The 26,003-nt window shown below is 60.3% G+C and carries 24 protein-coding genes and 1 tRNA gene; 16 read left to right on the top strand and 9 right to left on the bottom strand.

Features of this window, described 5'->3' with window-relative positions:
- Positions 1-51: 51 nt before the first annotated feature.
- Both BN1121_RS04335 and BN1121_RS04330 read left to right on the top strand, forming a co-directional pair.
- Complete coding sequence (locus BN1121_RS04335) at positions 52-504, top strand: YaiI/YqxD family protein (RefSeq protein ID WP_005351227.1); 453 nt, start codon at positions 52-54, stop codon at positions 502-504.
- A gap of 90 nt (positions 505-594) precedes the next feature.
- The gene (locus BN1121_RS04330) at positions 595-1,089 is read left to right on the top strand and encodes a metal-dependent hydrolase (protein ID WP_043157375.1); all 495 of its coding nucleotides are present in this window, start codon (positions 595-597) and stop codon (positions 1,087-1,089) included.
- 51 nt (positions 1,090-1,140) lie between these two features.
- Here the strand turns inward: BN1121_RS04330 and BN1121_RS04325 are convergent, their stop codons facing one another.
- The 3 genes from BN1121_RS04325 to BN1121_RS04315 form a co-directional block, all read right to left on the bottom strand.
- Positions 1,141-2,346 (bottom strand): NupC/NupG family nucleoside CNT transporter, encoded by a 1,206-nt coding sequence (locus BN1121_RS04325; protein ID WP_005351221.1) that lies wholly within the window; start codon positions 2,344-2,346, stop codon positions 1,141-1,143.
- A gap of 359 nt (positions 2,347-2,705) precedes the next feature.
- A complete protein-coding gene (gene pncB / locus BN1121_RS04320) occupies positions 2,706-3,881 on the bottom strand; it encodes a nicotinate phosphoribosyltransferase (protein WP_005351218.1) in 1,176 nt (391 codons plus the stop codon).
- Between the two features lies 1 nt (position 3,882).
- The gene (locus tag BN1121_RS04315; RefSeq protein WP_005351215.1) at positions 3,883-4,518 is read right to left on the bottom strand and encodes a nicotinamidase; all 636 of its coding nucleotides are present in this window, start codon (positions 4,516-4,518) and stop codon (positions 3,883-3,885) included.
- A gap of 76 nt (positions 4,519-4,594) precedes the next feature.
- Here BN1121_RS04315 and BN1121_RS04310 point away from each other — a divergent pair, with 76 nt between their 5' ends.
- Together BN1121_RS04310 and BN1121_RS04305 are read left to right on the top strand one after the other, a co-directional pair.
- Positions 4,595-5,245, top strand: coding sequence for an NUDIX hydrolase (locus BN1121_RS04310; RefSeq protein ID WP_043157362.1), 651 nt, complete (start codon positions 4,595-4,597; stop codon positions 5,243-5,245).
- Positions 5,242-5,694 carry a 2-thiouracil desulfurase family protein gene (locus tag BN1121_RS04305; protein WP_005351211.1) on the top strand — a complete coding sequence of 151 codons (453 nt, stop codon included), beginning with the start codon at positions 5,242-5,244 and terminating at the stop codon, positions 5,692-5,694. Before BN1121_RS04310 ends, BN1121_RS04305 begins: the two co-directional genes overlap by 4 nt.
- Here BN1121_RS04305 and yihG (BN1121_RS04300) read toward each other — a convergent pair.
- The 3 genes from yihG (BN1121_RS04300) to BN1121_RS04290 all read right to left on the bottom strand — a co-directional run bounded on the left by yihG (BN1121_RS04300) (position 5,655) and on the right by BN1121_RS04290 (position 9,062).
- The gene (gene yihG, locus BN1121_RS04300) at positions 5,655-6,587 is read right to left on the bottom strand and encodes a 1-acylglycerol-3-phosphate O-acyltransferase, YihG family (protein ID WP_005351208.1); all 933 of its coding nucleotides are present in this window, start codon (positions 6,585-6,587) and stop codon (positions 5,655-5,657) included. The two genes, BN1121_RS04305 and yihG (BN1121_RS04300), sit on opposite strands and share 40 nt — an antisense overlap.
- A 7-nt stretch (positions 6,588-6,594) precedes the next feature.
- Positions 6,595-7,491 (bottom strand): 1-acylglycerol-3-phosphate O-acyltransferase, YihG family, encoded by an 897-nt coding sequence (yihG, locus tag BN1121_RS04295; protein ID WP_005351206.1) that lies wholly within the window; start codon positions 7,489-7,491, stop codon positions 6,595-6,597.
- Positions 7,492-7,553: 62 nt separating this feature from the next.
- Positions 7,554-9,062, bottom strand: a complete 1,509-nt coding sequence (locus BN1121_RS04290; protein WP_005351204.1) for a YifB family Mg chelatase-like AAA ATPase — start codon at positions 9,060-9,062, stop codon at positions 7,554-7,556.
- A gap of 400 nt (positions 9,063-9,462) precedes the next feature.
- Here BN1121_RS04290 and ilvG point away from each other — a divergent pair, with 400 nt between their 5' ends.
- The 7 genes from ilvG (at position 9,463) to BN1121_RS04250 (ending at position 19,624) form a co-directional block, all read left to right on the top strand.
- Positions 9,463-11,109: an acetolactate synthase 2 catalytic subunit gene (gene ilvG / locus BN1121_RS04285; RefSeq protein ID WP_005351202.1), complete on the top strand. Its 1,647-nt coding sequence runs from the start codon at positions 9,463-9,465 to the stop codon at positions 11,107-11,109.
- Positions 11,106-11,369 carry an acetolactate synthase 2 small subunit gene (gene ilvM, locus BN1121_RS04280; RefSeq protein WP_005351200.1) on the top strand — a complete coding sequence of 88 codons (264 nt, stop codon included), beginning with the start codon at positions 11,106-11,108 and terminating at the stop codon, positions 11,367-11,369. The genes ilvG and ilvM overlap by 4 nt, the downstream gene beginning before the upstream one ends.
- 10 nt (positions 11,370-11,379) lie before the next feature.
- Positions 11,380-12,303, top strand: coding sequence for a branched-chain amino acid transaminase (locus tag BN1121_RS04275; protein WP_005351198.1), 924 nt, complete (start codon positions 11,380-11,382; stop codon positions 12,301-12,303).
- A gap of 119 nt (positions 12,304-12,422) precedes the next feature.
- Complete coding sequence (ilvD, locus tag BN1121_RS04270) at positions 12,423-14,273, top strand: dihydroxy-acid dehydratase (protein ID WP_005351196.1); 1,851 nt, start codon at positions 12,423-12,425, stop codon at positions 14,271-14,273.
- A 5-nt stretch (positions 14,274-14,278) separates the two neighbouring features.
- Entirely contained in the window at positions 14,279-15,805 is a 1,527-nt protein-coding gene (gene ilvA / locus BN1121_RS04265) for a threonine ammonia-lyase, biosynthetic (RefSeq protein ID WP_005351189.1), read from the top strand.
- Positions 15,806-16,445: 640 nt separating this feature from the next.
- Positions 16,446-18,314: an McrB family protein gene (locus BN1121_RS19200; RefSeq protein WP_081606417.1), complete on the top strand. Its 1,869-nt coding sequence runs from the start codon at positions 16,446-16,448 to the stop codon at positions 18,312-18,314.
- The gene (locus BN1121_RS04250; protein WP_005351182.1) at positions 18,311-19,624 is read left to right on the top strand and encodes an McrC family protein; all 1,314 of its coding nucleotides are present in this window, start codon (positions 18,311-18,313) and stop codon (positions 19,622-19,624) included. The genes BN1121_RS19200 and BN1121_RS04250 overlap by 4 nt, the downstream gene beginning before the upstream one ends.
- A 10-nt stretch (positions 19,625-19,634) precedes the next feature.
- Here the strand turns inward: BN1121_RS04250 and BN1121_RS04245 are convergent, their stop codons facing one another.
- Positions 19,635-20,627, bottom strand: coding sequence for a helix-turn-helix transcriptional regulator (locus BN1121_RS04245; protein ID WP_043157360.1), 993 nt, complete (start codon positions 20,625-20,627; stop codon positions 19,635-19,637).
- A gap of 418 nt (positions 20,628-21,045) precedes the next feature.
- Between BN1121_RS04245 and BN1121_RS04240 the strand changes: the two genes are divergently transcribed.
- Both BN1121_RS04240 and BN1121_RS04235 read left to right on the top strand, forming a co-directional pair.
- Positions 21,046-21,633 (top strand): hypothetical protein, encoded by a 588-nt coding sequence (locus tag BN1121_RS04240; RefSeq protein ID WP_005351176.1) that lies wholly within the window; start codon positions 21,046-21,048, stop codon positions 21,631-21,633.
- A gap of 97 nt (positions 21,634-21,730) precedes the next feature.
- Positions 21,731-22,501 (top strand): tetratricopeptide repeat protein, encoded by a 771-nt coding sequence (locus tag BN1121_RS04235; protein ID WP_152424656.1) that lies wholly within the window; start codon positions 21,731-21,733, stop codon positions 22,499-22,501.
- Here BN1121_RS04235 and BN1121_RS04230 read toward each other — a convergent pair.
- A complete protein-coding gene (locus tag BN1121_RS04230; RefSeq protein ID WP_005351172.1) occupies positions 22,491-22,952 on the bottom strand; it encodes an HPP family protein in 462 nt (153 codons plus the stop codon). The genes BN1121_RS04235 and BN1121_RS04230 overlap by 11 nt on opposite strands.
- Positions 22,953-23,024: 72 nt before the next feature.
- On the opposite strand from BN1121_RS04230, the gene BN1121_RS04225 reads away from it, so the two are divergent.
- From BN1121_RS04225 to BN1121_RS04215, 3 genes are all read left to right on the top strand, one after another.
- Positions 23,025-23,639 carry a TetR/AcrR family transcriptional regulator gene (locus tag BN1121_RS04225; RefSeq protein WP_005351170.1) on the top strand — a complete coding sequence of 205 codons (615 nt, stop codon included), beginning with the start codon at positions 23,025-23,027 and terminating at the stop codon, positions 23,637-23,639.
- 64 nt (positions 23,640-23,703) lie between these two features.
- A complete protein-coding gene (gene ompA, locus BN1121_RS04220; protein WP_005351168.1) occupies positions 23,704-24,798 on the top strand; it encodes a porin OmpA in 1,095 nt (364 codons plus the stop codon).
- Between the two features lie 105 nt (positions 24,799-24,903).
- A complete protein-coding gene (locus tag BN1121_RS04215) occupies positions 24,904-25,833 on the top strand; it encodes an SPM autocatalytic domain-containing protein (protein WP_005351166.1) in 930 nt (309 codons plus the stop codon).
- Between the two features lie 49 nt (positions 25,834-25,882).
- On the opposite strand, the gene BN1121_RS04210 is transcribed toward BN1121_RS04215, so the two are convergent.
- Positions 25,883-25,958 (bottom strand) — tRNA-Thr (locus tag BN1121_RS04210).
- Between the last annotated feature and the right edge of the window lie 45 nt (positions 25,959-26,003).

Below are 26,003 nucleotides of genomic sequence, written 5' to 3'. Positions count from 1 at the left end.
TGTGCGCTCAGCCGTGTTATCATCCCGCTCTCATCTGCCGAGGAGCACACCATGACCATCTGGGTCGATGCCGATGCCTGTCCCGTGGTGATCAAAGAGATCATCTATCGTGCCGCCCACCGCACGTCGATGGCCGCGGTCTTTGTCGCCAATGCCCCCCTGCGCCTGCCCCCCTCCCCCTGGCTCACCAGCCGCCAGGTGCCCAAGGGGTTCGACGTGGCCGACCACCTGATCGCCACCTCTGTGGTGCCGGGGGATCTGGTGATCACCGCCGACATCCCGCTGGCCGACCTGGTGATCGATGCCAGCGGCGAGGCACTCAACCCGCGCGGCGAGATCTACACCAAAGAGACCATCAAGGCCCGCCTCGGCATGCGTAACTTCATGGAAGAGCTGCGTTCGGCCGGGGTGCAGACCGGTGGCCCGGCGCCTCTCAATCAGGCCGACCGACAACGCTTTGCCAATGCCCTCGACCGTTGGCTGCAGCGGGGCAAGCTCTCCTGAGACTGGCAAATTGCCTCTGGAAAGAGAGTGACAGGGTGCGGGCGGCTGCTATCATACGCCGCCCTGTTTCAAGCCTGTTTCATCCGCCTTATGACTGCCCGTGGGCACCTGCTGTTTGCCGTCGGCTGTACCCTGTTGGTCCGCCAAACTGAACTCCTCCCCTCCCTGAATCACGCCCCCCTCTGGCAACTGCTACCCGCGGCCCTGCTCGGCGGCCTGCTGCCAGATCTCGATCACCCCAAGTCTGTGCTGGGCCAGTGGCTCCCCTTTATCTCGCGTCCACTGGCTCGCCTGTTTGGCCATCGGGGCTTCACCCATAGCCTGCTCGCCACCGGTTTGGTCCTCTGGGGGGTGCAGTCCAGCCTGCCCGGGGGGCCGGAGGGAGTCAAAAAAGCCCTGCTGCTCGGCTACCTCAGCCACCTGCTCGGGGATCTGCTCACCCCAGCCGGCATCCCCCTGCTATGGCCGCTGCGTCGTCGCTTCGCCCTGCCCCTGCTGCAACCCCGCCACGGCCCTCTGCCCGAGACCCTGGTCGGCCTGACCCTGCTCGCCGTCAATGGCTGGTGGAGCGGTTGGCTGCAATAAAAAGGCCCCGGACCTAGGTCCGGGGCCAAGGGTGCAGGTGCACCTAGAGGATCAGAGCATCACGCCGGCGATGATGGCGGAAAGCAGGCTCACCAGGGTGGAGCCATACACCAGCTTGAGGCCGAAGCGGGAAACCATGTTGCCCTTCTCCTCGTTCAGCGCCTTCACCGCACCGGCGATGATGCCGATGGAGCTGAAGTTGGCGAACGAGACCATGAAGACGGAGAGCATGCCGACGGTGCGCGGGGAGAGATCGGCGGCGATCTTGCCGAGATCCATCATGGCCACGAACTCGTTGGTCACCAGCTTGGTGGCCATCACGCTACCCGCTTGCAAAGCCTCACCAGCCGGGACGCCGATGATCCAGGCGATCGGGTAGAAGAGGTAGCCCATGACGTGTTGGAAGTTCACGCCGAACACCAGCTCGAACAGGTAGTTGATCATGGCGATCAGGGCGATGAAACCGACCAGCATGGCGCCCACGATCACCGCCACGGTGAAACCGGCCATGATGTACTCACCCAGCATCTCGAAGAAGTTCTCCTTCTTCGGGGTATGGTGTTCGTCACCCTCGGACAGCGCTTCGGCGTCGGTGACCGAGTTATCCGGCTCGTAGGGGTTGATAAGGGAGAGCACGATGAAGGTGCTGAACATGTTGAGGATCAGCGCAGCCACCACGTAGCGCGGCTCGATCATCTGCATGTAGGCACCGACGATGGACATGGAAACGGTGGACATGGCGGTCGCGGCCAGGGTGTACATCTGCTTCTCGTTCATGTGCGGCAGTATGTTCTTGAGCGCGATGAAGTTCTCGGACTGGCCGACGATCATGGAGCTGATGGCGTTGAAAGACTCCAGCTTGCCCATGCCGTTGATCTTGGCCAGCACTGTGCCGATGCCACGAATGATGAGGGGCAGCAGGCGAATGTACTGGAGGATGCCGATCAGCACAGAGATGAAGACGATGGGCATCAGCACCATGAGGAAGAAGCTGAAGGCCCCCTCGTTCATCAGGCCGCCGAATACGAAGTCGGTCCCCTGTTTGGCAAACTCCAGCAGCTTGCTGAAGCCGGCGGCGAATCCGCCTATGATGGCCAACCCCACCGAGGAGTTCAGCATAAACCAGGCCAGCGCCAGCTCGACCACCAGCAACTGGATGATGTAACGCGCCTTGATCTTGCGCCAACCATGGCGGTTCATCGCCAACGAGAGAGCCAGCACGAGAGCCAGCCCCAATACGAAGTGAAGGTATTGCATATCCTGAATTGCCTGTGAGTTGTAGTTTTGACCGCCGGAATGATATCTGTGGAATAAATAAAAAATCTGACAGCCGTCACAAACAAATATAAAGTCACCGTACAAAAATAATAAAAACGTTTTTAGCTTCGCTTGAATACAAAACAAAAAATCATTTAATTTCATCAATTTAATCACAAGCCACATTTATTTAAACTTGCACAAACATTCATAAAACTCGATAGTAAAAAACCTGACCACTTCGCATTAAAACTTATTAACTATATACATGATGACGGCTAATTAACGGCAATCGTTTTCTGGATTAATTAAATCGACGTAGCGGTGATAAAAATAAACCCGGCATGGCCGGGCTTATTTCATAAGGAGAGTTGAAACGCCTGTCGCAGACGGTGGATAAAATCGGCATCTCGACAGAGGGTCTTGCCGGCGCTGTCGGAGATCTTGGCCACAGGGCCACCGTTGCACTCCACCAGCTTGAAGACGATGTTCATGGGGGAGACCCCGGGCAGATCGCAGGTCAGCTGGGTACCGATACCGAAGCTGGTGTTGATACGGCCACGGAAGTGGCGGAAGAGGGCCACTGCCCGCGGCAGATCGAGCCCGTCGGAGAAGACCAGGGTCTTGCCACCAGGATCGATGCCGAGACGCTGATAGTGAGCGATCGCCTTCTCTCCCCAGACGATGGGATCTCCCGAGTCGTGGCGCAACCCCTGATAACGGCTGGCCAGCTCGAAGTCGAAGTCGCGCAGGAAGGCATCCATGGTGATGCAGTCGGTCAGGGCGATGCCGAGGTGGTCGTCAAACTCGTCGAGCCAGGTGAGCAGTGCCGCCCGCTGGCTCTGCGCCAGGGGAAAGCCGAGCTGCTGGTGCGCCTGGAACCACTCGTGTGCCTGGGTACCGACGGCCGGCAAGCCGAGACGGTGGGCCAGCCGATAGTTGCTGGTGCCGCGAAACGCCGGTAGCCGCTCCCGCAGGCGGGTGACGACGGCCTCCTGCACGGCACGAGAGAAGCGGCGCCGGGTGCCGAAGTCCACCAGACTGAACTCGGCCATCTCCTCGGTGCTGAGCTCGCTACTGAGCCAATCGAGCTTCTGATCGAGTCGCGTGATGGCCTCCCCCACCCCGAGCTGGGGATAGCGGAAGCGGTTACGCATCTCGCTGATGATGGCGAGGATCGGGATCTCCCACAGGATCACATCCTGCCAGAGGCCGCTGACCCGTACCGCCAGCTGCCCCTCCCGCTCGTGCACCTCGAGCAGGGAGGCGTCCAGCGGCTTGTGGCTCAGGTGCTCGATGTAGTCCTGACTGAGGAAGGGGCGCTGGGCCAGATAGCGCGCCTCTTCAGCAGAGAGGCGCAACCGGCCGGCCTGGCGCAGCTGCTCCTCGATCTGGCCCATCAGGGGCAGCAGATCCTCGTCGTTGCGGCTGTGGAACTCGGCCACCACCTCCGCATCCGGGTAGTGGTGAAACACCGCCTGCTGCATGTGCAGCTTGTAGGCATCGGTGTCGAGCAAACTCTCCAGGATCGGCATATCAACACCCCAGAAGACGACGAACTTCGTGCAGATCGGCGGCCAGCTCGATCCCCGCCTCGGCCATGGCGACCAGGGCCGTTGAGACTGTATCAGGAGCGATGCCACGACAGGCCGCCAGATGGAGGATGACGCGAAGGCCGGCACGGCGCAGTTGCAGTGCACTGGTCTTGACACAGTAGTCGGTGGCCAGCCCGCCGACGATCACCGTATCCACCCCGCGCACCTGCAAGAACTCCAGCAACCCGGTGCTGCGCCGCTCCGCCAGATCGTGGTAACAGGCGCCATAGGGATGCAGATCCGGCTCGACCCCCTTCCAGACGAAGAAGTCGTAATCGATGGGGGCCGGCAAGCCGTCGAGCAGTTCGAAGCCATGGGTGCCGGGCACGCAGTGGGCCGGCCAGGTGAGGTCCGCATTGGGCAGACTGAGGGGCAGCAACATCTCGCTCGGGCTCTTCACCACCCAGCTGGCGTTGACCGGATGGGCGTCCTTACTGCCGATGCGCAGGGCCGCCAGGGTGGCCTGGGCATTGAGTGCCGCCGCTATCTCGTCACCTCCCGGTACCGGCAGCTCCTGCGGACAGAGCGGGGTAAACCCCTTCTGCGCATCGATGTCCAGACTGGCGATGATTCCCATGTTCGCTCCTGCAATACATATTATCCGTGTGATATTATCTACCAAACACTTATGGAAGGCGAGCGGAGCGAGCGAGATGCCGAGGATGAGTCTGGATGTGGTGGTACTGCGGCTGCGGGAGGAGCAGATCGAGTTGCTCCTCGAGCGGCGCGAGCGCCCGCCGTTCGAGGGCTCACTGCAACTGCCGGCCCTGCGGATCGACGAAGAGCGCGATCGGGATCTCGAAACCGCCCTCGACCGCCTGCTGGCCGAGTGGAGCCTGGGTGACAGCTACCGTGAGCAGGTGTGCAGCCTGGGTAGCCGCGAGCGAGACCCGCGCGGTTGGTCCACCACCCTGGTCTATCTCTGCCTGGTGCCTCCCACCACTGACCTTGCTCGAGGCCAGTGGTACCCCCTCCAGAGTCTGCCGGCCCTGCGGCTGGCCTTCGATCACATACAACTGGTCGCCCGCGCCCTCGAGCGGCTGCGGGTCAAGAGCCGCTACAGCACGCTGCCGGTGCATCTGCTGGGTGAGGAGTTCACCCTCTCCGAGCTACAGCGGGCCTATGAGATCATCTTGCAGACCCCCATGAACACGGCAGCCTTTCGCAAGCGCATTCACCGCGCCGAGATCCTGTGCGACACCGGCCGCAAGCGCACTGGCAAACAGAGGCCGGCGATCCTCTACCGCATCGAAGCCCCCTCCTGCGTCCTGTTCGATCAGGTGATGAATGGAGCAGAGGGATGAAGATTCTGGTCAGTGCCTGCCTGCTCGGCATGCCGGTGCGCTACGACGGACGCAGCAAGGGGCTGGTGAGCGACTGGCTGAGCCGGCTCGGGGCAGAGAGGGTCTTGCTGCCTTTCTGTCCCGAGGTGGCCGGCGGCTTACCGACCCCGCGTCCGCCGGCCGAACGCCGCGGCGAGCGGGTGGTGACCGAGGCGGGCCTCGACGTCACCGCCGAGTTTGACCGCGGGGCCGAGCTGGCGCTGGCCCTGTGCCAGCGTGAAGGAATCCGGGTTGCCCTGCTCAAGGAGGGGAGCCCCTCCTGTGGCAGCGGCCGCATCTATAGCGGCCGCTTCGACGGTATCTCACTGCCGGGCGAGGGCAAGACGGCGTCCCTGCTGCGCCGCCATGGCATCGCGGTCTTTTCCGAAGATCAGCTCGGCGAGCTGGCTTCCCTGTTGACCGCCTCCTGAGCAGGCTGCGCCTCCCAGCTGGCGAGGCGCGCCTCTTTCTCTGCCCACAGGGCGTTGAGCCACTGCTGGAAACCACGCTTGAACTGCTTGTCGTTGAAATAGTCCCCGACCATGGCGCCCTCGATGGGTAGCTCCTCGATATGCACCCGGATCCGGGTCATACGCCCCATCATAAAGTCCTTGAACGGTGTCTCGCGGTTGTCCGGGTAGCTCAGGGTCACGTTGATCATCTTGTCGAACTGCTCCCCCATGGCCGCCAGGGTGAAGGCTAGCCCGGCCGCCTTGGGCGCCATCAGGCGGCGATAAGGGGATCGGCTCCGTTCACGCTTGGCCTCGGTGAAACGGGTCCCCTCGACGAAGTTGATGACGGTGGTAGGAATATGGCGAAACTTCTCGCAGGCGCTGCGGGTGGTCTCGATATCCTTGCCACGCAGGTGGGGGTTACGCAACAGGAACTCTCGCGAATAGCGACGCATAAAGGGCATGTCGAGCCCCCAGCAAGCGAGCCCCAGCAGCGGAATATAGATGAGTTCGTGCTTCATGAAGAACTTGGGCACCGGGATGAGCCCGCGAAACAGATGGCCGAGCACGACGATGTCGGTCCAGCTCAGGTGGTTGCACACCACCAGATACCATCCCTCCTGACGTAGCCGTGTGTTGTCCTCGATTTCCCACTCGATGCGGTTGGTGAGACCCATGATGAGGGTGTTGCACTCCAGCCAGCCCCGCATCAGCAGGTTATTGATGCGGCTGCACAGCGCCGACAGGAGCGGGATCGGCAGCAACTTGAACAGGGAAAAACAGAGGATAAGGGTCGCCCAGAACGCGGTCTGGGTGATGGTCAGCAAGGCGCTGAGCAGAAACATAAGCGGGCCGGGCAAAAAAGTGAGCATGATTCTCTTACTGTCCAGGTGCGCTCAGGCGGGCCAGGGTTTGATCCTTCTCCGACCACAGGCCATTGAGCCACTGCTGAAACGTCTGTTGAAACTCGGGGTTGTTGAAATAATCGCCTATCAACCTCCTGTCGATAGGCAGCACTCGCACCGTGACCCGCACCTCTCTCAGACGGCCGCACATGTAGTCCCAGAAACTGGGTATGCCGCCCGGGTAGCAGATGGTGACATCCACCAGCTTGTGCAGCTGATCCCCCATGGCAGCCAGCGTGAAGGCAATGCCGCCGGCCCTGGGTGTCAGCAGGTGTCGATAGGGAGAGACCTGTCTCTGATGCTTGGCCAGGGTGAAGCGGGTTCCTTCGACAAAGTTCATCACACTCACTGGTTTATCGCGAAACCGGGCACACGCCTTGCGGGTCGTGTCTATGTCTTTTCCCCTCAGATGCGGGTGTTTTTCCAGGAATTTACGCGAATATCGCCGCATGAAGGGGAAATCCAGCGCCCACCATGCCAATCCGAGAAAAGGGACCCAAATCAGCTCTTTCTTCAGAAAAAACTTCAGAAAGGGGATTTTACGATTAAACACCTTCTGGAGTACCAGAATATCGACCCAAGACTGGTGATTGGCAATCACCATATACCACTCGTTCGGGGTCACTTTGTCCACTCCGACCACGTCCATATGGGTGCCACACAGGTATTTTTGCACCAGATTGTTAAAGCCTATCCAGCAGGTGGCACAACCATCGGTAATGCGGTTACAGGCTGCTCTAAACCTCCGCAGTGGCAGCAACAGCTTGACCAGACCGAGGACGAAGATAGGCACAAACCAGAACAGGGTGTTAATGAAGATGAGCAGGGTCGAGAAGGCGCCACGCAGGCGCTCAAGCGGTTTGGATGGCATCACGGACTCCCGGTTCATGGCTGGTCAGACCTGGCCATGATACCAGCCGAATCCCTCCCCGCCTATGTGTTACGAAGACGTAACAAGAAGCGGTCCATGGCGCGATAGCCGAGCGCCTCCACCAGATGACGGCGCGTGATGGCCTCGTCACCGGCCAGATCGGCAATGGTGCGCGCCACCCGCAGGATCCGATGCCAGGCCCGAATGCTGAGTCCAAGCTTCTGGATCGCGCCCTCAAGAAAGTCGGCATCGTGCTGTGATAAGCGGCAAAACTCGTCGATCTCTCGGCTATCTAGCCGTTGATTTAGCTTACCGGCCCGAGCCTGCATGCGCGCCCTTGCCGCCCACACCCGCTCACGAACTGCGGCACTGCTCTCCCCCCGCTCCGGGGTGCCGCTGAGGCTCCCCTTGGGCAGCAGGGGGACCTCCACCGTCAGGTCGAAACGATCGAGAAACGGGCCGGAGAGGCGCCCCAGATAGCGCAGGATCTGATCCGGAGTGGAGCGGGTCTGGCCATCCCCGTAGTGGCCGCAGGGACTCGGATTCATGGCAGCCACCAGCTGGAAACGGGCGGGAAAATCCACCTGGCGGGCGGCACGGCTGATGGTGATGTGGCCAGTTTCGAGGGGCTCGCGCAGGTTGTCGAGCACCTTGCGCTCGAACTCGGGCAACTCATCCAGAAACAGCACCCCGTTATGGGCCAGCGAGATCTCGCCAGGTCTGGGATCGCTGCCACCCCCAACCAGCGCCACCGCCGAGGCGCTGTGATGGGGCGTCCGAAAGGGCCGCCGGTGCCAGCTGGGCCTACGCTGACCGCCGATGGAGTGGATGGCCGCGCTCTCTTGCGCCTCGGCTTCGCTCAAGGGGGGCAGAATGCCGGGCAACCGGCTCGCCAGCATGCTCTTGCCGGTACCGGGCGGCCCGATAAACAGCAGGTGGTGGCTACCGGCGGCGGCGATCTCCAGCGCCCGCTTGGCCTGGGCCTGGCCGATCACATCCAGCAGGTCTGGCCCCTCCCCGGCAACAGGCTCCTCACAGGGCTGCGGGAAAGGGAGCTCGAGCTGGCCCGACAGCCAGGCAGTGACCGCCAGCAGCTGATGGGCGCAGCGCACCTTGGCATCGCGGATCAGAGCGGCTTCCTCTCCGTTGCCACACGCCACCACCAGGGTGCGGCCGGCGGCGCGGCAGGCCAGTACGGCCGGCAGCACCCCGAGCACGGGACGCAGCTCACCGGTCAGGGCGAGCTCCCCTAAAAATTCGTGATCGAGCAGGTTTTTTGCGGGAATTTGCTGTGAAGCAGCCAAGATTCCGAGGGCGATAGCCAGATCGAAGCGGCCCCCTTCCTTGGGCAGATCCGCCGGAGCCAGATTGACCGTGATGCGCCTGGCGGGAAACTCGAAGTTACCGTTGAGCAGGGCGCTGCGCACCCGATCCCGCGACTCCTTCACCGACGTTTCGGGCAACCCGACGATGTTGAAAGCCGGCAAGCCGTTCGAGAGGTGGACCTCAACCGTAACCAGCGGTGCCTCGACACCCAGGCTGGCCCGGCTGTAAACCACAGCTAATGACATGTTTTTTATCCCGCATATTATTTTCAACTAGTAAGACCGCCTGTCGCAGCCACATCAACTGGATATGACGGGCGGCGACTGGCGAAGTCAGAAACTTGTCACGAAAAAAAGTCTTGCCCACAAAATCTCGCCATGCTAGTTCTAATAGCCATTCGCGGTTAAACCGCACGTTTTAACGAATTTAACTGGATTTTGTCATGAGCTTGGTCTCCCGTTTCGTCAGCATTATCGTGGTCCTAGTGGTGGTGATTATTACACCGCTCGGGGCTCGTTTGGCTGCACGGAACAAGGGATAGACCCACACCGGCAGAACCGACAAGACGACCCCCGAGCCCAAAAAGCTCGGGGGTTTTTCTTTGGCCGGTTACCGGCGACAGCGAAAGGGATTGGATGTATGCAAATGAATGGCGCGCAGTACGTGGTTTCGGCCCTCAAGCAACAAGGGGTCACCCAGGTGTTCGGTTACCCGGGCGGCGCCATCATGCCGGTCTATGACGCCCTCTACGACGGCGGCCTAGCCCACCAGCTGTGCCGTCACGAGCAGGGCGCCGCCATGGCCGCCATCGGCTATGCGCGGGCCAGCGGCCGAGTGGGCGTCTGCATCGCCACCTCAGGTCCCGGCGCAACCAACCTGGTGACCGGCCTCGCCGAGGCACTGCTTGACTCCATCCCCCTGGTCGCCATCTCTGGCCAGGTGCCATGCGCCGCCATCGGCACCGACGCCTTCCAGGAGGTCGACGTGCTCGGCATGTCCCTCTCCTGCACCAAGCACTCCTTCATGGTGACCGACGTGGAAGAGCTGCCCCAAGTAATTGCCGAGGCCTTCGCCATCGCCACCGAAGGACGCCCCGGACCTGTGCTCATCGATCTCCCCAAGGACGTGCAGCTCGCCGCTTTCACCCCGCGGGCGCCCCTCACTACCGTGGCCCGCAGCGAACCGCTGCCGAGCGCCGAGCTGGAACAGGCCCGCGCCCTGCTGGCCGCGGCCGAGCGTCCCCTGCTCTACGTCGGCGGTGGGGTCGGCATGGCAAATGCCGAGACGGCCCTGCGCGAGTTCGCCGCCATCACCGGCATGCCGAGTGTCACCACCCTCAAGGGGATCGGCACCCTCGACGCCGACTCGCCGGTCTTCCTCGGCATGCTGGGTATGCACGGCACCAAGGCCGCCAACTTCGCAGTGCAGCTGTGTGACCTCTTGGTTGTGGTCGGCGCCCGCTTCGACGATCGGGTGACCGGCAAACTCGACGAGTTCGCCACCAAGGCCCGTGTCATTCACCTCGATGTCGATGCAGCCGAACTCGGCAAGCGCCGCGCCGCCGACGTCGGCATCACCGCCGATCTCAAGGACGTACTGCCGGCGCTGACCATGCCGCTGGCCCTCGGCCCCTGGCGTGCCCACTGCGCCGCCATGGCCCGTGACTACGCCTTCCGCTACGACCACCCGGGCCAGGCCATCTATGCGCCGGCCCTGTTGAATCGCCTGAGCGAGCGGCTGACCGGCGACGCCGTGGTCGCCTGCGACGTGGGCCAGCACCAGATGTGGGTGGCCCAGCACATGCGCTTTGCCAGCCCGCGCAACCACCTCTCCAGCGCCGGCCTCGGCACCATGGGCTTCGGTCTGCCTGCGGCCATCGGCGCCAAGATGGCCCGCCCCGACGACGAAGTCGTGCTGGTGAGCGGCGACGGCTCCTTTATGATGAACGTGCAAGAGCTCGGCACCATCCGCCGCGCCGGCCTCAAGGTGAAGATGGTGCTGCTGGACAACCAGCGCCTCGGCATGGTGCGCCAGTGGCAGGAGCTGTTCTTCGACGGCCGCTTTAGCGAGACCAACCTCTCAGACAACCCCGACTTCGTCGCCCTGGCCGCCGCCTTCGGCATCCGGGGTGAGACCATCACATGCAAGGAAGAGATAGAGCCGGCGCTGGATCGCCTGCTGGCAAGCGAGAGCGCCTACCTGCTGCATGTGGCCATTTCAGAGGAAGAAAACGTGTGGCCCCTGGTTCCGCCGGGAGTCGCCAACCACAAGATGATGGAGCAACGCCCATGAACCAGCACACCCTGCATATCCATGCCCAATCCAAACCCGAAGTGATGGAACGCGTCCTGCGGGTGGTGCGCCACCGCGGCTTCAACCTCTGCGCCCTCAACATGGAGCAGGATTGCCAACAGCTGCGGATCACGGTTACTGTCGAGTCGGGACGTCCCATCCAGCAGCTGTGGAGCCAGCTGGCAAAACTGGTGGATGTCTCGCGCGTCGACGACTGCCATGCGGGCAGCGAGGAACACCTGTCGAGCCTTCGAGCATAAGGAACACGCCATGTCACATCCCCAATTCATCTGGTTCAACGGCCAACTGGTCCCCTGGAAGAGCGCCCAGGTTCACGTGATGAGCCACGCCCTGCACTACGGCTCGTCCGTCTTCGAAGGGGTGCGCGCCTATGACACTCCCAAGGGCACCTGCATCTTCCGCCTGCAGGAGCACACCCGCCGCCTGTTCGACTCCGCCAAGATTTACTGGATGGAGATCCCCTTCAGCGAGGCCGAGGTGAACGAAGCCTGCCGCAGCGTGGTGCGCGACAACGGGCTCAAGAGCGGCTACCTGCGGCCGCTGGCCTTCATCGGTGACGTGGGCCTTGGCCTGCATCCTCCAAAGGATGCCAAGGCCGACGTGATCGTCGCGGCCATCCCCTGGGGTGCCTACCTCGGCGAAGAGGGGCTCAAGAACGGGGTGGATGTGTGCGTCACCTCCTGGAACCGGCTCGCCCCCAACACCATCCCGACCGGCGCCAAGGCGGGCGGTAACTACCTCTCCTCCCAGCTCATCAGCCGTGAGGCCAAACGTAACGGCTTCGCCGAGGGGCTGGCGCTGGACGTCAACGGCTACCTGAGCGAAGGGGCCGGCGAGAACCTGTTCCTGGTCAAGAACGGCGTGCTGTTCACCCCGCCCGCCACCGCCGCCATCCTGCCCGGCATCACCCGCGACACCATCATGACGCTGGCGCGGGATCTGGGGTATGAGGTGCGCGAACAGGCCCTGCCGCGCGAGGCGCTCTACGTGGCGGACGAGATCTTCATGACCGGCACGGCCGCCGAGGTGACCCCGGTACGCTCGGTGGACCGGATGCAGGTAGGCGCCGGCTGCCGCGGCCCGGTGACCGAGCAGCTGCAGGCAGCCTTCTTCGGCCTGTTCAACGGCCAGACCGACGACAAGTGGGGCTGGCTGACACCGGTCGCCGACTGACGAACACGGGGAGGTGGCGACACCTCCCCGAGTCGCTCCGGGTGAGGGGTCACCCTGACCCGGACCGATTCCACCATCTAGATAGCAAGCCCTAGCAGGGTATTCAGGGAGTAGAGACAATGCCGAAGCTGAGATCCGCCACCACCACCCACGGCCGCAACATGGCCGGTGCCCGCGCCCTGTGGCGTGCCACCGGCATGAAGGAGGACGACTTCGGCAAACCCATCATCGCCGTGGTCAACTCCTTCACCCAGTTCGTGCCGGGCCACGTTCATCTCAAGGATCTGGGCCAGCTGGTGGCTCGCGAGATCGAGGCCGCCGGCGGGGTAGCCAAGGAGTTCAACACCATCGCCGTGGACGACGGCATCGCCATGGGCCACGGCGGCATGCTCTATTCCCTGCCGTCGCGTGAGCTTATCGCCGACTCGGTGGAGTACATGGTCAACGCCCACTGCGCCGACGCCATGGTCTGCATCTCCAACTGCGACAAGATCACCCCGGGCATGCTGATGGCCGCCCTGCGCCTCAACATCCCGGTTATCTTCGTCTCCGGTGGCCCCATGGAGGCCGGCAAGACCAAGCTCTCCGATCAGATCATCAAGCTGGACCTGGTGGATGCCATGATCCAGGGAGCCGACCCCAAGGTCTCCGATGCCCAGAGCGAACAGGTCGAGCGCAGCGCCTGCCCCACCTGTGGCTCCTGCTCCGGCATGTTCACCGCCAACTCCATGAACTGCCTGACCGAGGCCCTGGGTCTCTCCCAACCCGGCAACGGGTCGCTGCTGGCCACCCACGCCGACCGCGAACAGCTGTTCAAGCTGGCCGGTCAGCGCATCGTGGCCCTGACCAAGCGCTGGTACGAACAGGAAGACCCCACCGCCCTGCCGCGCAACATCGCCAACAAGGCGGCGTTCGAGAACGCCATGGCACTCGATATCGCCATGGGCGGCTCCACCAATACAGTGCTGCACCTGCTGGCCGCGGCTCAGGAGGCGGGTGTCGACTTCACCATGGATGACATCGACCGCCTGTCGCGCAAGGTTCCCCAGCTGTGCAAGGTGGCCCCCTCGACCCAGAAGTACCACATGGAAGACGTGCACCGCGCCGGCGGCGTGGTCGCCATCCTGGGCCAGCTGGAAAAAGCCGGCCTGGTGCACAGCGACACCCGCAACGTGCTCGGTCTCTCCCTCGGCGAGTTGCTGGAGGAGTACGACGTCAGCCGCCACCCGACCGACGAGGTGGCCAGCTTCTACCGCGCCGGTCCGGCCGGCATCCGCACCACCCGCGCCTTCAGCCAGGATTGCCGCTGGGACGAGCTGGATCTGGACCGCGCAGAAGGCTGCATCCGATCGCTCGACAACGCCTACAGCCTGGAGGGGGGCCTTGCGGTGCTGACCGGCAACATCGCCCTCAAGGGGGCCATCGTCAAGACCGCCGGGGTGGATGAGGAGAACCTCACTTTCCGCGGCCCGGCCCGGGTGTTCGAGAGCCAGGAGGACGCCGTCGCAGCCATCCTCGACGGTACCGTACAGGCCGGCGAAGTGGTGGTGATCCGCTACGAAGGGCCCAAGGGGGGTCCCGGCATGCAGGAGATGCTCTACCCCACCTCCTACCTAAAATCCATGGGGCTCGGCAAGGCGTGTGCCCTCATCACCGACGGCCGCTTCTCCGGCGGCACATCGGGCCTCTCTATCGGCCACGTCTCACCGGAGGCGGCCTCCGGCGGCACCATAGGCCTGGTGGAGAACGGCGACATCATCCGCATCAACATCCCGACCCGTGAGCTGGTGCTGGAAGTCGCCGACGAGGTGCTGGCGAGCCGCCGCACCGCCATGGAGGCACGCGGGACCAGGGCCTGGAAACCGGTGAGCCGCGAGCGCGCCGTGTCGTTCGCCCTGCGCGCCTACGCCATGCTGGCCACCAGTGCCGACCAGGGCGCGGTGCGCGATCGCAGCAAGCTGGAGGAGTAACCACCATGGTCTCGGCGGCGGAATACCTACGCAAGATCCTGCTCTCGCCCGTCTACGAGGCGGCGCGGGTCACCCCCTTGCAACCCCTGAAGAAGCTCTCCGAGCGGCTCGGCAACCACATCAGCCTGAAGCGGGAGGATCTGCAACCGGTCCACTCCTTCAAGCTGCGCGGCGCCTACCACAAGATCGCCACCCTGAGCGCGGAGCAGAAGGCGCGCGGCGTCATCGCGGCCTCCGCCGGCAACCACGCCCAGGGGGTCGCCCTGTCGGCGGCCAAGCTCGGCATCAGGGCGCTGATCGTGATGCCGACCACCACCCCGGACATCAAGGTCGACGCGGTGCGCCGCCACGGCGGTAACGTGTTGCTGCACGGCAACAACTTCGACGAGGCCTACGCCGAGAGCCGCCGTCTCGCCGAGCTTGAGAGGTACACCCTGATCCCGCCGTTCGACGACGTCGAGGTGATCGCGGGCCAGGGCACCATCGGCAAGGAGCTGCTGGAGCAGGACACCCACCTCACCCACGTGTTCGTGCCGGTGGGCGGCGGCGGTCTGGCCGCCGGGGTGGCGGTCTACCTCAAGCAGCTACTGCCCGACATCCAGGTGATCGGCGTCGAGGCCGACGGCTCGGCCTGCCTCAAGGCCGCCATGACCGCCGGCAAGCCGGTGTCGCTGGACCGGGTCTCCCTGTTCGCGGACGGGGTGGCGGTGCGCCGCATCGGCGAGGAGACCTTCCGCCTGTGCGATCAATACCTCGATGAGGTGGTCACCGTCTCCAACGATCAGATCTGCGCGGCGCTTAAGGACATCTTCGACGACTGTCGCGCCATCGCAGAACCCTCCGGCGCCCTGTCGCTGGCCGGTCTCAAGGCCTACTGCGAGCGCGAGCAGGTACAAGGCGGGCGGATGGCGGCCATCTTGTCAGGGGCCAACGTCAACTTCCACAGCCTGCGTTACGTCTCTGAGCGCTGCGAGATCGGCGAGAAGCGCGAGGGCATGCTGGCGGTCACTATCCCGGAGCGCAAGGGGGCCTTCCTCGATTTCTGCCGCAACCTGGGGCCGCGCATGGTCACCGAGTTCAACTACCGTTACTCGGATGCCGAGCAGGCAGCCCTGTTCGTCTCGGTGCGCCTGACCGGTGGTGAGGTGGAGCTCGGTCAGATTGAGCGCCAGCTGGAGGAGAGTGGCTACCCTGTGGTCAACATGACCGAGAGCGAGCTGGCCAAGAACCATGTGCGCTACATGATTGGCGGCCGCCCGGCGCGGGCCCTGCATGAGCGGCTCTACAGCTTCAAGTTCCCGGAGCAGCCCGGTGCCCTGATGCGCTTCCTCGAAACCCTGGGCTGCCGCTGGAACATCAGCCTGTTCCACTATCGCAACCACGGCGCCGACTACGGCCGGGTGCTGTGTGCCTTCGAGCTGCCAGACGAAGACGTGGCCGCCTTCCACGACTACCTGCGGGAGATTGGCTACGCCTGGAAGGAGGTGAGCGAGGATCCCGCCTACCGCCTGTTCCTGGCAAGCGGTCGTTAATAACGAGGGAGGCAGATGCCTCCCTCGCCTTTACATCATCCCGCAAGTGTCACCTCTATCAAAAACACTAGGCGTCATGGAATGACGTTCGGCTGAAGATAATGTCTTTAGCAAGAAGCACGTCTCCTACACATATCGCTTAGAGGTTTCCATGCTGCCGTTGTTGAAAAATCACCTTGTATACCCTTCTTCATCTGTCCTGCAGTCAACTTAATCTAACGGTTCGGCACAGCATCCACAGCCTGTCATAGAAATGATGAGAGCCTGAAACCAGCCCTGTTCGTTTACATAAGGCCAGAGAGACTCACATAAGGCCACCGCTTTTTGCGCTAGGTAATACTCATGAAAACAAGCTATTACTTCAATCAGTTCTACATAAAACAAGAAGATGGGAAAAAATTTATTGTATTCATCGACTCAATCTCAGAGAGAGAGCACACCATAGAGCACCCCATCTTTCACATTAAGAAAGAGAATCGCTCTTTCTTTGTATACACATACCTAAGTGACAGAAACACAAAAATAATATATGGCAAGTTGTTTTATAATGAAGAGTCCGCCGATGAATTTCATAGCCACATCAGCAACCTGGCATTGTGAAATGCACATCCCCACCTTTTTAATTATGGGTTAATTGACCATGCCAGTTAGCGCGGAAGAGTTGATAAAAAACAAGCTAGTTGAGAACAACATCCCATTTGACAATGTTGGAGAACATACTTGGACCGCATTGAGAACAATCAATCACGACATTATTGTTCTAATAGAGAAGGCATTTTCACCATATTTCTCATTCATCGCCTCAAAAGGTCTTATTGCTTACTCCTATAGTGATAAACCAACCCTGTATTTCGCTGAAAAGTTTAATGTAAAAGCTATCAACAGCTATGGAGGGTTTAGAGTAGTAGGATCACACCTCGAAGCTGCGTATTCAACACGCCTCAGAATATCTGATGGACAGAAGGTTTTCATGCATGCGGCAGATGCATCAGGCTTCTGCAGACCTCACAATGAAAAAAAAGATTGGTATTATGCCAATCTGGCTATCGCATCAGCACCAGAGATATCAAAGCTCAATGATGCGTGGTTATCTTCATTTTCTGAAGCTGGTGACAGCGTGGTTGTAGTTACTGGCAAAGTGACTATGCCGCACCCTAACTCAATGGAAATCGCCATCAAGGCACTTGATAATGAAAAACTTGGTTTCACATTGAATAACAAAAATGAAATCAACCTATCTATTAATGACATCTGCTATCAAGCTGTATTAAGGCACACAGACAAAAACAAGTTTTGGATTAGTCCATTTTGTTTTCTAAATGGTAACGAACTAAGACTTATTGACGTGTTGAACGATGCCGGTTTCAACAAGGGTGATTCGGTAGAAATTTGGTTCACAGGACATAACGGCCATATCCATTCTGCGAAAGGCCGTTCATCTACGCATGCGATCCCAAGGGATGATCTTATGAATAAAACGGCACTTAACCAGATACTGTTCGGCCCTCCCGGCACAGGTAAAACCTATAACACAGTCACAGAAGCTCTTGATATTATTAAGCTTGGCACTGTTGAATACAGCAGTGATGGCCGGGGTCACTTGCAGTACCAGTTCAGCGAACTGGTAAAAGAGCAGCGCATCCAATTTGTTACCTTCCACCAGAGCTTCAGTTACGAAGATTTTATCGAGGGTATCAAGGCGGAGAGCCAGGATGGCGTATTGCACTATCGGGTGGTCGACGGTCTCTTCAAACAGATCTGCCAGCGGGCCGAAGCGGACCCCGAAAATCCCTATGTGCTGATTATCGACGAGATCAACCGGGGCAATATCTCCCGTATTTTTGGCGAGCTGATTACCCTGCTGGAGGATTCCAAGCGCCTCGGTGCCGAGGAGGAGCTCAAAGTGGTGCTCCCCTATTCGAAACAGCCCTTCGGTGTACCCGGCAACCTCTACTTGATTGGCACCATGAATACGGCAGATCGCTCGCTGGCCGGGTTGGATCTGGCGCTGCGTCGCCGCTTCTTTTTTAAAGAGATGCCGCCCCGTCCTGAATTACTAGACAGTTTGTATGTGGAGGGGATCCAGATCGGCGAATTGCTGCGCACCATCAACCGTCGTATCACAGCCCTACTCGGCCGTGACTACTGCCTGGGGCACGCCCTCTTTATGCCGCTGCAAAAGGAGCCCAACCTGCCACATCTGGGGCGGATCTTCCAGAAACAGGTGCTGCCCTTGCTGCAGGAGTACTTCTTCGAGGATTGGCAGAAGATAGCCCTGGTGCTGAACGACCATCGCCAGGGTAAGAGCCATTATTTCGTAACCCGGGATGAAGGTCTCGATTTGCAGAAACTATTCGGTGAAGAGGCTGAATTGAGCAACTTGCCCGCCGGCTGGCAAATTAAACCGGAAGGGAATGGTGTCTGGACTCAAGCCAGTGCCTATATGGGCATCATTGACCACAACGGGCGCAAGGTCGAACAACGGGTAGAGGAGGAGACTGTGCAGTGAAAGGGCACGTCATCGTTCGCGAGTACGCTCGCCTGACCTTCGAGCCCCTTGATAGCCCTTCGCTGGATCGAGCCCGTATCAGCCGTTCGGCGTTTATGTGGCTGTGCGAGCTGGCGGGACAATTTAGCAAACAGGGCGCCCCCATGCTGCAGCAGGATGGGCGCCAGTGGCTTCGTCTCGACAGCTATGTGGGCGTGTTGGAGTCGCCCTGTGGCCAGATCATCGAGATCCTGCCCAAGACTCATGATGCGGCGCCGGGTGAAAATACGGTGAGCGAGGTAAGTCGCAGTCGGCGCATGCTGAAGAAGATGCTGGCCAGCACCCTGGATCTGCCACTGCGTGAAACCGAAGAGGCGGGACTCGAACTCGGAGAGGGGTCCCTGAGCGAGTGGGTGATGGGGCGATTCCTCGCAGAGCTGGAGCATTTGGTCAGACACGGGCTGCGCTTTGACTATGTGCAGGTCGAAGAAGAGGCCCCGTTTCTGCGTGGACAGCTGGACATGGCCAGGCAAGTGCGGCAACCCGCAGGCCGGCAACATAAATTCAGGATCCGCCACGACCTGTTTCAACCCGAGAGTGCAGAGCACAGATTGATCCGCCGTGCACTCGACCTGGTCTGCACGTCGACCCGCACGGCCCACAACTGGCGTCTCTCTCACGAGTTACAGGGCATGCTCAATGAGCTGACTCCGTCCCGCGAGATTGAGCGAGACCTGCGAGCCTGGCGCACCGACCGATTGATGGCTCGCTATCGGGCCATTAAACCTTGGTGCGAACTGATCCTGCAGCGACATATGCCGATGGCCCTCCATGGCCAGTGGCGCGGGCTCAGCCTGCTCTACCCCATGGAGCGGTTATTTGAGGCTTACGTCGCTCGCCAGCTGAGACGCCGGCTGCCCGGAGGTCTGGGCCTGAAAACCCAGTCTCGCGCCGAGTATCTCTGCCACTACACCCAACCGGGTCAGCCCGAAGGCGCCATGTTTCAGCTAAAACCGGATCTGCTGTTGGAGGGACACGCCAGCCTGCGAGTCATGGATACCAAGTGGAAGCGACTCGATCAGGAAAACCGCCAAGACAAGTTTGGGCTTAGCCAGCAAGATTTTTATCAGATGTTGGCCTACGGGCAGACCTATCAGGGAGGTGCAGGGGACATGTGTCTGATCTACCCCAAATGGCGAGGGCTGGATCGAGTGATAGGCCCTTTTCTGCTGCCCAATGCGACCAGAGAGGCACTGCGACTCTGGGTCGTGCCGTTTGATCTTGAGTCAGGGCAGATACAGTTGCCCGATGAGCTGGCGTGGCTGCCATGACCATAAGCAGCTAGCTGGTGGCATAGTTGGCCAGCCCCTGACGGAGGCTGGCCATCATAAGATCGCGCAGATGGAGTGGTGTTAACACTTCACTGATATCGGCAATGGACATCAACCACCATCTCAGCTCTTCGGTATCGTTGACGGTGGCATGCAGGATGAAGTGATGGACACCATCGGGTTCTGTCCACTGATTCTCGCTGAGTCGGCTCTCCTGCAAGTGATAGCCCTCGCTGAAATTGACCCTTAGTACCAGCTCGATCTGCTGATGCCGAGAAAAACCGAGATTGCCTTTCGCAAGATAGTCGTGAAGGTCAAAAGTGGCAGGGATAGTGGCCGCCTTATCCTGTAATACGGCGCGCTGTGCCCGATGCAAGGCGAAGTGGCGCAGCTCCCCATCCGCCACCAAGGTAGCCACCAGATAGAGGGTCGAGCCCTTGGTAACCAGTGCAAGTGGATTGACCAGATAGTGCTTGGCCGCTCTGGGAGGGCGCCCCGTATATTCGAGAGCCAATACCCGCTGCTCGAATAACGCCCGCTCCACCTCTTCCACCACGCAGCTATCTACGCCGGGAGCTATCAGTTGGAAACCGGCAGGGTAAGAGGCGATCTTCTGTGGCCAATTCGCCAACTTTTCATGAGAGTGGGCAAGCCTCTGCTCAGCCTGGGTGAAAAAATCCGCCAGGTTACCTTGCAGGTGACGTGGCAGCAGCACCTGGAGATGCGGTTTGGCCATGCACAACGCCAACGCAGTGCTGGGTGTCATATCCAACCATCCCTTACTCCCCTCTTTACGAGACCAGCGGTAGGGTCGCACCGTCTCATCGCTGACGATGCTATAGCGGCTGCTGAGCTTTTCCATATCCCGCTGCACCATACGCTTGTTAACCTCAAAGCCATCGCGCTCCAGCCTGTTCATGATCTCAATGGAGCTGACAGAACGAGGCTCACAGGGTAGGTAATTGAGGATTGCAATGTGACGCTCGGTCTGGATATCGGACATGATAGTGAGTTGTCAGCGGATGAAGGGCGCATGCTAGCGCCCCTCTTTTTTCTACTCAAGCGAAGCCAATAGATTTTCTGATCCCGAACAAAGTCCGGGTAAGCTACGGCTATTAATGCCTCGACAGTTACTTCACCCGCACTATGTCACCCCGGTTGTCGACCTGGATCCGGACCAACTTTCGGCAGTGTCGACACTGACCAATCCCTGTGCCGTTGCGGCCGACTTGAGTCACAACCGTGGTCGTGGTTGCACAATTTGGACAAAGAACCGTGAAATAAAAGCTCATAGAAGCCTCCTCTGTTTTCCCGCAACAGAATGGCGAAGCCATGCGTCATGCCATGTCCCGGAAGCAAACGTCACCCTATGACGCCTGGGCGAAGTCTAATTTCCCCTCTCTTATCCGGGTAAACACCTCATGCTGATGCTAATAAGCAAACAGGCCACCACTCGGGATGACCGCGATGGAGTCCTCTATCGCACTCCCGAGCAGCTGGCTCACACCCCCTCACAGACGCCGCTCATTCTGGTGATTGACCTGCAGACTCCGACGGTAGCCTTGATGCAGTGGTTAAATGGGCGCACCCGGCCAATTCTGTGGCTATCGCCAGGCTTCCCCACCCCAGACACACACCTGCGACTTCAAGCCCCCGGCATCGATGGCCTCACCTTCGTCGACTGGCTATGCGAGTGGGGAGGCTGGGAGCAACCCCTACATGCCAGCCACGCTGAGGAGGTATACTCCCTTCTCTCGCAGCATCGCTTCGGTTGGCTCTTACGCGACAGCGAGCTGGCAGCCTGCAGAGGCTCACTTCAGGGGATCGACTATGCCCTCACCATCCCGAGCGAACAGGAAACCAACTGTATGACACTCGACGATGTTGACCTGCGCCAGCGTCAACTCGGAGAGCAGCTAGCACCGCGTGTACAGCACAACACTCTGGCAACGCTGGGCGAGTCTAGTTGCCTCCTGTTATCGAGCCATATGCGTCATGTCTTCCTCTAAGCAAACCAGACGCCAATTAGCCCGTAAGCTCTACATAGCCGTCACGCAGCTCTACTGCACTCCGGGGCCGGAGAGAGAAGCGGCCAGAGAGACGGCGGTGCAGACCCTGAGAGAGGGAGCCAAGGCTGGCCACCCAGAGTTCATGATGTATCTGGGGGATTGGTGTGATGAGCCGGCGCAGGCCAAATTCTGGTGGCATGAGGCCGCATGCAAGGGTAACTCCTATGCCATGCACAGACTGGCCGATCTCGCCATCGCCCAAGATCCCCCCGACTGGTCCGACGCACAGCGCTGGCTTAAAGCAGCTTCGGAGCATGGCAATACTTCTGCCATCCATGAATATGCCTTCAATCTGCATTACGGACGCGGTAGTACACGCGACCTCATGCAGGCCGAGTACTGGTACCGACAGGCGGCGCAGCATCGGCACTCTTGGGCGGCCTACCAACTTTCGGTGTTACTGACTGAGCGAGCGTTGCACGGTGCGGCGCGAGAGTGGCTCAAAGTCGGTTTAAGCAATCAGCATCCCGAGAGCATGGTCCGTTTCGCTTATCTCTATTACCTTGGCCACCCGAAAGGGCTACACCTGCTGCAACGCGCCTGCACAATGCGTTGCGAAGTCGCATTAGGCTGGTTGTTACATGAGTGTGAGGCTGGCCGGCTCGAGCTCAGCGGGGACTTTTCCATCCCTCAGCTACGTGATGTATGGCATACATCCAGGAAACACATGGCCGACTTAGGGCCAGAAATCACGCTCTACCTTCCACTCGACAAAACCCGAGCTAGCCCCGAACTTGTACTACCACCATGGCCTGCGCCCCCTTCACCAAGGCGCGTTCATCTGACCCTTGATGACTTCACTGCCTAGCCTTACCGGTAAGCATCACCATCCCACGGTGATAAAGCCGATGCACCATGAACAGTAATAGCGCCCCCGGCAGCACCGTTTGCCACAAGAAGGGCCAGGACTGGCCGGTCATCAGCACCAGCAGCGGGTTGGCCCCGGCCGGCGGGTGGATAAGGCCAAGCCCCTGCATCAGGCCAATGCCGAGCCCCACCGCCAACGCCATCTGCACCTCGGGAGGCAGGGGCAAGGCCTGCACCACCAGGCCCACACAGGCCGTCAGCAGGTGCCCGCCCACCAGGTTACGCGGCTGTGCCAACGGGCTCTGGGGCAGGGAGAAGAGCAGCACGCAGCTAGCACCAAACGGAGCCATTAAGATTGCCTGCCGTAACCCCAGATCGAGCCCGCCCAGCACCCCGATGGCCAACGCCGCCCCTATCCCAGCCACACCCGCCTCTTTCCACGCCATGATCATCTCCTCGTTGCGTTCTTTGGCTCGAGAAGGGATGCTAGGTAGACAGATCGGTGTACTTCAAGAGGGATCATCATGAGCGACAAACGCCAACAGCTGCTCGACACCGCCTACCGACTCTTCAACCACCACGGCTTTCATGCCACCGGCATCGATCGTATCTGGCGCGAGGCAGGCAGCACCAAGCGCACCCTCTATCGCCACTTTCCCACCAAGGACGCCTTGATCGAAGCGGTGCTGACCGCCCGCGATCGGGAATTCTTCGCCTTGCTCGAGGCCAGGGTCAGCCCCTGCACGACCCGGAACGCGCGGTTGCAGGCCCTGCTCGATGGCTTTGCCGAGTGGTTTGGTCGGGACGATTTCTACGGCTGCAACTTCATCAACGCCAGCGCCGAATTTGGCGATCCTCGCCACCCGGTACGCCGCCTGGTGGCCGCCCACAAGCGGGACCTGCAGCAGCGGGTCGGCGAGTGGCTCGGCATCGATGAGCCCCTCGCGACCCGGCTCTGCCTGCTGCTTGAAGGGGCGATCGTGATGGCCCATAGCTACCAGCAACCTGGCGCGCTGGAAGAGGTTGGCCGGCTCGCCCATGAGTGGCTGTCGACAGTGGATCCGAAGAGGAGCCACGTCAGGGAAACAAAAAGTGTTGCCACTATCACATCCAAACCCAGACAGCCGTTTGAGCCCTGATCGCTTTGGGTTAGGCTAGGGGTTCGGGGCGTGGAACCCGCCCTCTTCTCTCAAGGATGACACCATGAATCGCCACCCCCTCCCTCTGCTGCTCGGCCTCTTGCTGACCGGCGCCTCACAGGCAGCGCCTGATGACCACAGCTGGTACCTTGGCGCCAAGGCAGGCTGGTCAAACTATTTTGATGCCGATACCCAGCGGCTGGTTGAAGAAATTCAGGGCAGACTGCAATCCCGGCACGAAAGCAGCGATGGGCTTGGGTTAGGCCTGTTTGCCGGCTATCAACTCAACCGCAATGTCGGGTTCGAGCTCGGCTACGACTGGTTGGGACGCTATAAGACCCGTGGAGAACTTGACGGCCTCACCCTCAGTGGCGAGGCCAAGAGCCAGATGGTGCAGGCCACCATGAAGATCGGGGGGGAGGTCAACGAGGGACTCGATTTCTATACCCGTATGGGCGGTGCCTATGCGTGGAGCGATGCCACTGCCGAAGCCCACTATGGAGCTCGCTCGGTCAGCGATACGGGCAAGGAGCATAGCGCGGCCTTTGTTGCCGCGCTGGGCGCTGAATACGCGCTGAGCCCGAACTGGGCCCTGCGACTGGAATACCAGTACACGACGCCCATCGGTGATGCATCTTGGGAGCGGACCGCCATCGAGTTCGATAACGGGCTGCTGGCCCTGGGGCTCATCTATCGCATCGGCCAATGGCAAGATGCGGCTCCCGTTGTGAGTAGTCCGGCCGAGATCCCACCCGCCAGAGTGGTGATAAACCAGCGCTTCACCCTGAGCTCGGATGTCCTGTTCGAATTCAACAAGTCCAACCTGAGGCCTGAATCCCATCAGGGGCTGGCTAAGCTTTTCGCACAGATTGAGGAGAATCGACCCAAGGATGGCATGGTGACCATCATAGGCCACACTGACCGACTGGGGGACGAGGGCTACAATCAGCATCTTTCTCAAGAGCGGGCTCGCGCCGTCGCCGACTATCTGATAGCCATGGGCATCCCGGCCAGCAAGGTCTTCATCGAGGGACGCGGTAAGCGTGAACCGGTCACCGGTGGGCAGTGCCGTGGCCACGACCGGAGCCACCTCATCCCCTGCCTGGCCCCAGATCGCCGGGTAGAGATATTGGTTGAGGGAATAAAACCTGCTTCCTGATTCTTATATCTTTGCTCACCATCAGGGCCCCTGGATATAGCCAATCACTGTTAATTCATTCCCTCCCTGTGGTCGATAACGAGTCGATCAACAGGGAGGTGAATCATGCGCATTGATAGCGCCCAAAACGCAGCCCGCATCGACCATCAACACGCCTTGGAACAGCGCCGCATCGTGCGTCCCGCAGCGTTCGCACCTGTGGCTGAACCTCAGGCCCCTCCTGCGCAAGAGAAACCTGAGCAGGAGGATCACGACTGGGAAAACGATGGCCTGGATAACCGGTCACGCCTCATCAAGTTGATGATCGAGGCCATGATAGGCCATGAAATAGACATCCCCACCCCCATAGAGCAGTCAGATACATCGCCACAGGATGTGCCTCAAGGCCAAGGAGAGGGGGAACAAGCGGTTGATGTGACCGATGTGAGGCTAGAGCAGGAACGCCTGCAGGTCGTCACTCAAGCCAGCATCCAGACTCTGGAGGGGGAACAGTTCGACCTCAGCCTGGCTTTCTCTCTCGACTGGAGTCAACTCACGTTGGATCAGCGACGAACCACCCTGGGCAAGCTCAAGGATCCACTGGTACTCAGCCTGGAGGGGAAGATCGCCGACTTCAGCTCGGTGAAGTTTGAGTTCGACCTTGATAGTGACGGGAAAAAGGAGGCGTTGCCAGGGTTGGCTGATACGAGTGGATTTCTGGCACTGGATCGCAACGGGAATGGCCAGATAGACGATGGTAACGAGTTGTTTGGTGCCCGTAGTGGTAACGGTTTTGGTGAGCTTGCCGCCCTCGATCAGGACGGTAACCAGTGGCTCGATGAGGGGGACCAGGGGTTCTCACAGCTACTCTGGTGGCAGCCAGAGCGCACGCCGATTGCGCTAGTTACGCTAGGGGTCGGCGCTATACAACTCACGCCCCTCGATACACCGTTCCAGCATCTGGGAGGGGACAAGGGGGTGCTGCGCCAGAGCGGGCTCTACCTGACCGAATCGGGTCAAGGTGGCTGGGTGCAACAAGTAGATCTACGCGTATAACCGAGCAAATGCGAGAAGGCCTTCCCAAATGGGAAGGCCTTCACTTATATGGTGCTGATACCCAGAATCGAACTGGGGACCTCATCCTTACCAAGGATGCGCTCTACCGACTGAGCCATATCAGCACAAAACCGGTCGAAACAACGCGTCGCGTCATCTCTGAATTGGGT

The sequence above is a fragment of the Aeromonas diversa CDC 2478-85 genome, from assembly GCF_000819805.1.
Classification (GTDB): domain Bacteria; phylum Pseudomonadota; class Gammaproteobacteria; order Enterobacterales; family Aeromonadaceae; genus Aeromonas; species Aeromonas diversa.
Note: the sequence above shows the minus strand (reverse complement) of the source record. Positions and strands in the feature narration are given on the sequence as shown.